General features: G+C 73.3%; 3 protein-coding genes and 2 pseudogenes. All 5 read left to right on the top strand.

The window, feature by feature from the left end:
- Nucleotides 1–54 precede the first annotated feature (54 nt).
- Nucleotides 55–156 (top strand): annotated as a pseudogene (locus tag KPL57_RS72835) (hypothetical protein); the annotation flags it as partial.
- Between the two features lie 110 nt (nucleotides 157–266).
- Nucleotides 267–1,112: a cation acetate symporter gene (locus tag KPL57_RS27450; RefSeq protein ID WP_374203800.1), complete on the top strand. Its 846-nt coding sequence runs from the start codon at nucleotides 267–269 to the stop codon at nucleotides 1,110–1,112.
- A gap of 98 nt (nucleotides 1,113–1,210) precedes the next feature.
- A complete protein-coding gene (locus KPL57_RS27455) occupies nucleotides 1,211–1,543 on the top strand; it encodes a rhodanese-like domain-containing protein (protein ID WP_226353695.1) in 333 nt (110 codons plus the stop codon).
- Between the two features lie 309 nt (nucleotides 1,544–1,852).
- On the top strand, nucleotides 1,853–2,536 hold the full coding sequence (locus KPL57_RS27460; RefSeq protein WP_226353696.1) for a DUF4328 domain-containing protein: 684 nt from the start codon (nucleotides 1,853–1,855) through the stop codon (nucleotides 2,534–2,536).
- Nucleotides 2,537–2,559: 23 nt separating this feature from the next.
- Nucleotides 2,560–3,496: pseudogene (locus tag KPL57_RS27465) on the top strand (DUF5926 family protein).
- Nucleotides 3,497–3,882: the final 386 nt, after the last annotated feature.

Consider the following 3,882-nt stretch of genomic DNA (forward strand, 5'->3'; position numbering starts at 1 on the left):
GTCGTGATCGCCGTCGTCGGCGCGCTGATGATCGTGTACGTGCTGGTCGGCGGCATGAAGGGCACCACGTACGTCCAGATCATCAAGGCGGTGCTGCTGATGCTCGCGGCCGCCGTGATGACCGCGTGGGTGCTGGGCAAGTACGGCTTCAACGTCTCGAAGATGCTCGGCGACGCGGTGGTGGCCAGCCCCAACGGCAACGCCGTGCTCGAGCGGGGCTGCAGTACAAGAACCCGGTCGACTTCATCTCACTCGGCCTCGCGCTGGTGCTGGGCACCGCGGGCCTGCCGCACATCCTCATGCGCTTCTACACGGTGCCCAACGCCCGCGAGGCGCGCCGCTCCGTGGTGTGGGCGATCTGGCTCATCGGGCTGTTCTACCTGTTCACGCTCGTGCTGGGCTACGGCGCCGCCGCGCTGCTGCCCCCAGGCATGATCACCTCGGCGAACCAGAACAACGCCGCCCCGCTGCTCGCCGCGCACCTCGGCGGCGAGATCGGGCTCGGCCTCGTCTCGGCCATCGCGTTCGCGACGATCCTCGCGGTCGTCGCCGGTCTGACGATCACGGCGTCGGCCTCCTTCGCCCACGACGTGTACGCCAACGTGATCAAGCGCGGCACCGCCCGTCCCGACCAGGAGGTGCGGGTCGCGCGCCTCACCGCGGTCGTCGTCGGGTCGTCGCGATCATCGGCGGGATCATCGCCAACGGCAGAACGTCGCGTTCCTCGTGCGCTCGCGTTCGCCGTCGCGGCCTCGGCGAACCTGCCGACGATCCTCTACTCGCTGTTCTGGAAGAGGTTCAACACCACCGGTGCGCTGTACTCGATCTACGGCGGACTCGGCCTCTCGATCATCCTGATCGTCTTCTCGCCCGCGGTGTCGGGCAAGGCCGTGAACCCGGAGACGGGCCGCAGCGCCTCGATGATCCAGGGCATCGACTTCCACTGGTTCCCGCTGGACAACCCGGGCATCATCTCGATCCCCGCGTCGTTCCTGCTCGGCATCGTCGGCACGTTCGTGGGCTCGCGCCGCAAGATCGACGACGCCAAGTACGCCGAGATGGAGGTCCGCTCCCTCACGGGCGTGGGCTCGGAGAAGGCCGTCTCGCACTGACGCACCGCTCCCTCGGCCCTCCGGGGTTGCTTTCCTGACGTACGGGGCCGATGTCCGCTCACCGGGGTCTGACACCACCGCGTGGCAGGATGCGAGGCATGACCGGACCCGTGCCCGCCGTCTCGGTGGCGGACCTCCCCGCAGGCGCCACGATCCTCGACGTCCGCGAGAACGACGAGTGGACCGCGGGCCACGCGCCCGACGCCCAGCACCTGCCGATGAGCGAGCTCACCGGCAGGCTCGACGAGCTCCCCGACGCCGACCCGATCTACGTCGTGTGCCGCTCCGGCGGCCGCTCTGCGCGCGTCACGGCGTACCTCACGCAGCAGGGTCGCTCCGCGGTGAACGTCGACGGCGGCATGCAGGCCTGGCAGGCGCAGGGTCGCCCGCTCGTCGGTGAGCAGCCGGGCGTCGCTCCCGACGTCGTCTGAGGCGATGCCTCGCCCCGTGCGGTGCCCGGCGTGCGGGCACGTCGGCGTGCCCGCGGGCCCGTACTGCCCGGTGTGCGGGCAGCACCTCGCACCGATGCCGATCACGTGGGTGGCGCACGTGCCGCCCGCGACGATCGGTCCACCGCTCCCGCCGCCGCGGCCCGCCTACCGGGGCGCGCCCCGCTACGGCGCCGTGCCGCGCTGGGGGTTCCCGGCGCACGCGTGGGTGCCGCCGCCGACGGGGGAGCGTCCGCCCGTCGACTCCGTCTACGCCGCCCGCTCGCTGGCCGCGAGCGCGGTGCCGCTGCTGTGGGCGACGGTCGTCGTCGCGGCCCCGCCGCGGGCGCCGAGGTCTGGCGCTACGTCCTCCTGCTGCTCTCGCGGAACGACGCCCTCTCCGGCACCGCCGTCGCCGCGTCCGACGCGCTCGTGGTCGCCGCCGGCATCGTCACGCTGCTGCTCTCCGTGCTCACCGGGCTCGTCGTCGTCCTCTGGACGGTGCGGGCGTCCGTCGCGGCCGCCGAGGAGGCGGGCACGCGACCGTCCCGGACGCCCCGAGCGCTGGTGCTGGCCTGGGTGGTCCCGTTCTGGAACCTCGGGATGGCCGGTTCCGTGCTCGCGGAGATCGAGCACACCGTGCTGGGCCGCGCGCCCGACGAGCGCCCGCGGCCGTCGCGGCTGCTGCTGGTCTGGTGGGCGACGTGGCTCGTCGGCGGCGTGCTGAGCGTCGTCGTGCTGCTCTGGGGCTTCCGCCAGGGCGTCCAGGCACGCGCCGACGGCGTCGAGCTGCACGCGTTCCTCGACCTGCTCGCCGCGGTCTCGGCCGCGCTGCTGGCCGTGCTGATCGTGCGGATCAACCGGATGATCGGGCCGCCCCGCACCGCCGCTCGCGAGGTTCTCGTCGCTGTGACACCTCCGACGGCGGTGCCTGCTCCTGGGCCCGCTCCCGAGCCTGCGCCCGAACCCGCGCCCGCCCCGGTGCCGTCATCCTGACGAGCGATACCCTCGTCGCCACCATGGCGAAGAAGACACGTGACCGTTCGGCCACCCAGGGTGAGAACCCGCGTCGGCCCTGCCCGTGCGGCTCCGGCAAGCGCTACAAGGCCTGCCACGGCGCCGGTGACGACGTGATCGTCACCCGCCCGTTCGAGGGCCTCGCGGCCGAGTGCGACCTCGTCGCGATGCGCGAGTTCCTCCCGTCCGCGACGGCCCCGCTGCCACTGCTCGACGGCGGACGCTCCGCGACGCTGGCCACCGTGCTGCCCGGCGCCTCCGCGGCGCTGGTCCGCGACAACGGCGACGTCCTGATCGGGATGCAGGTCCAGACCCGTTCCGGCGACCTGTCCGCCGACCTCGCCCGCGCGCTGCGCTGGGCGCTCGAGGCGGAGCCGGGCGAGTCCCTGCCGGTCGTCGGGCCCGGCGTCGCGGGGGAGCTCGTGCGGCTGCAGGACGTCATCGACGGCTCCGCGCCGCTCGACGTCACGCTGCACGCCGACTTCGGCTGGTGGATCCCGCCGTCGGCGGACGGCACCCCGCCCTCCGCCGAGGTCACGGCCACGCTGGAGCGCGCCAACGCCGTCATCATGCCGACGGAGCCCATCGAGGCCCCCGGCGTGCGCGCGGCGTACTGGGTCGACGCGGGCAACAGCCGCACCCACCTGCGCTGGGTCCGTCCCGAGCCGGAGGAGGCGCTCACCGCCGCCCTCGCGCGCCTGCAGGCCGCGGGCGAGCTCGGGCTGGGCGAGGGCACCAAGTACGCGGGCTCGTTCCGCGCGCACGGCCTCCTCGTCCCCGTGTGGGACCTCGACGTGGAGAAGCACGCCAAGGAGTACGCCGAGCCCGTCGCGGAGTTCGCGAAGCGCCTCGACGCCGCGCTGGCCGAGACCACCCGCTGACGGACGCGGAGCGCCGCGCCCGCGACGCCCTGGCGGCAAGCAGGTCACGCTCCGCTGATGGCGCCAGGCTCCTTCGTCGCCTGATCGCGGCTCGCGGGCCCCGGGGGAGTCGGTGACGAGCTCCCCCGGTGCTCAGTCGCTCGTTCCTCGCTCCCTGCGCGCCTCCTCCGCTCGTCACCGACGGGCCCGACTCGCGGTCGGGGTCCCGGTTGGATCGGTGGGGCGACTCGCGCTCGGGGTCCCGGTCGGGTCGATGGCCCGACTCGCGCTCGGGTCCCGGTCGGGTCGCGGGCTGGTCGAAATCCGCTCGCTTTCGGCGTCGGGTGGGTTAGCTTCCTGTCGTGGCTGACGGTTGGGAACTCGCACAGGTCAACATCGGGATGCCGACGGCGCCGCTCACGGCACCGGAGCTGGCGTGGTTCACCGAGGCCTTGGACGAGGTCA

It is taken from the genome of Pseudonocardia sp. ICBG601 (assembly GCF_020496245.1).

Coding starts and splice junctions, on each gene's coding strand:
- KPL57_RS27455 (WP_226353695.1), top strand. CDS start 1,211: ATGACCGGACCCGTGCCCGCCGTCTCGGTGGCGGACCTCCCCGCAGGC.